The 1,644-nt window shown below is 42.0% G+C and carries 2 protein-coding genes; one reads left to right on the forward strand and one right to left on the reverse strand.

The features are described from left to right. A partial coding sequence (locus tag AC1DWB_RS34710) for a TetR/AcrR family transcriptional regulator (RefSeq protein ID WP_477545621.1) occupies positions 1–501 on the reverse strand: 501 nt, incomplete at its 3' end. Positions 502–660: 159 nt separating this feature from the next. Here AC1DWB_RS34710 and AC1DWB_RS34715 point away from each other — a divergent pair. Further along, positions 661–1,548, forward strand: a complete 888-nt coding sequence (locus tag AC1DWB_RS34715) for an ABC transporter ATP-binding protein (protein ID WP_477545622.1) — start codon at positions 661–663, stop codon at positions 1,546–1,548. The last annotated feature ends 96 nt before the right edge of the window (positions 1,549–1,644 follow it).

Raw genomic sequence — 1,644 nt, forward strand, 5'->3', positions numbered from 1 at the left:
CTCATTGGACTGTTTCATAACCATTTGGATGAAGGCAAGAACACTTGCAACGGACACTTCACTAGAAATCTCGCCCCTTTCCTTTCCTTCCTCTATAAGTTGAATAAATAAGGGGACGACCCGCTTCTTGTACTGCTCCTCCATATATCGGTATACTTCACGGTCTTCAATAACTAATTTCTGAATAAGACTTGGTGGCATCACTGCATACGATTTTTTCTCCTGAAACATAATAGTTTCGATTTTGTCCTTTAACGAATTTTCTTCCTTCATGTAGTTTTCTAATTCCATTATAGAATGGTCGACGTAAGTTTTGAATACTTCGTCGAGCAAAGCTTCCTTACTTCCGAAATAATTATAGATCGTCACCTGCGATATGTTGGCCTGCTTAGCTATGTCCACAATTCTAATTTTTTGGGGATCGGATAATTGCAGCAATTCCAAGGTTGTACTAATGATTTTCCCTTTGATCCTACTCGCTCTTTTCTCAAAACCGTTCATTCTATCCACCCTGATCTATGTGTATTTTGTATTTCATGAAATATTATTATAAATATATTTCATAAAATCATTGACGAAGTTATAGCTCAGGTATATTATAACATATGAACTATTATAGATATAATATTTCATATCTCACTTCAAATCGGAGGTGTCGGCATGTTAACTGTACATCAATTGACTAAGAAATTTTCGAACGGGAAAGGAATTTTCGATGTGTCTTTTTCGGTTAAGAAAGGTGAGGTTTTTGGATTCCTCGGTCCGAATGGAGCGGGAAAGTCGACTACAATTCGGCACATTATGGGATTCATGAAGCCGGATTACGGATTCGTGAAGGTAAATGGCATGGATACCTGGAAGGATCATGGCAAAGCACAAGCCAGCATCGGATACTTACCGGGTGAGATTTCTTTTATTGAAGGGATGACAGGTAAAACTTTTCTGGATTTCATGGCTGCCATGCAAGGTGTAAGAGATATGACCAAGCGTAACCAGTTAATCGATCGCCTGCAATTCGACGTTCAGACGCCGATCCGGAAAATGTCCAAGGGAATGAAGCAAAAGGTCGGTATTGTCGCCGCATTCATGCATGACCCTGAAGTGATCGTGCTGGATGAACCAACATCGGGTCTGGACCCGCTCATGCAGAAGGTGTTTATTGATATCGTTCTGGAGGATAAGGCCAGAGGGACAACCTTCCTGATGTCCTCCCACAGTTTCCCGGAAATTGAACGCACGTGCGACAGGGCTGCTATTATTAAAGATGGTATCATCGTCGCCGTGAAGGATATCCATGAACTGCAGTCCATGCAGCGCAAGCTGTTCGATGTCATCTTCACCAACAAGGCCGATGCCTTATCATTCCTGAATTCTGGCTTGCAGATCGAATCTTGCGAAGCGGAGCGTGTCAGGGTCGCCGTCCAGGGCAATTATGACAAGTTCATCGAGGAAACAGCCAAGTACCCAGTACGTTCAATCGATATATTCAGCCAAAATCTAGAGGATATATTCATGGACTATTACGATCGGAAAGGGACGATGAAATGAACGGCACCTTATATAAGCAAATGATGAAAGTGAACATGAAGGGATTCATGAACTACTCCTTCGGATCTGCGTTCTATATTCTGCTCATGTTCTGGC

The sequence above is a fragment of the Paenibacillus sp. P4_E11 genome, assembly GCF_056401635.1.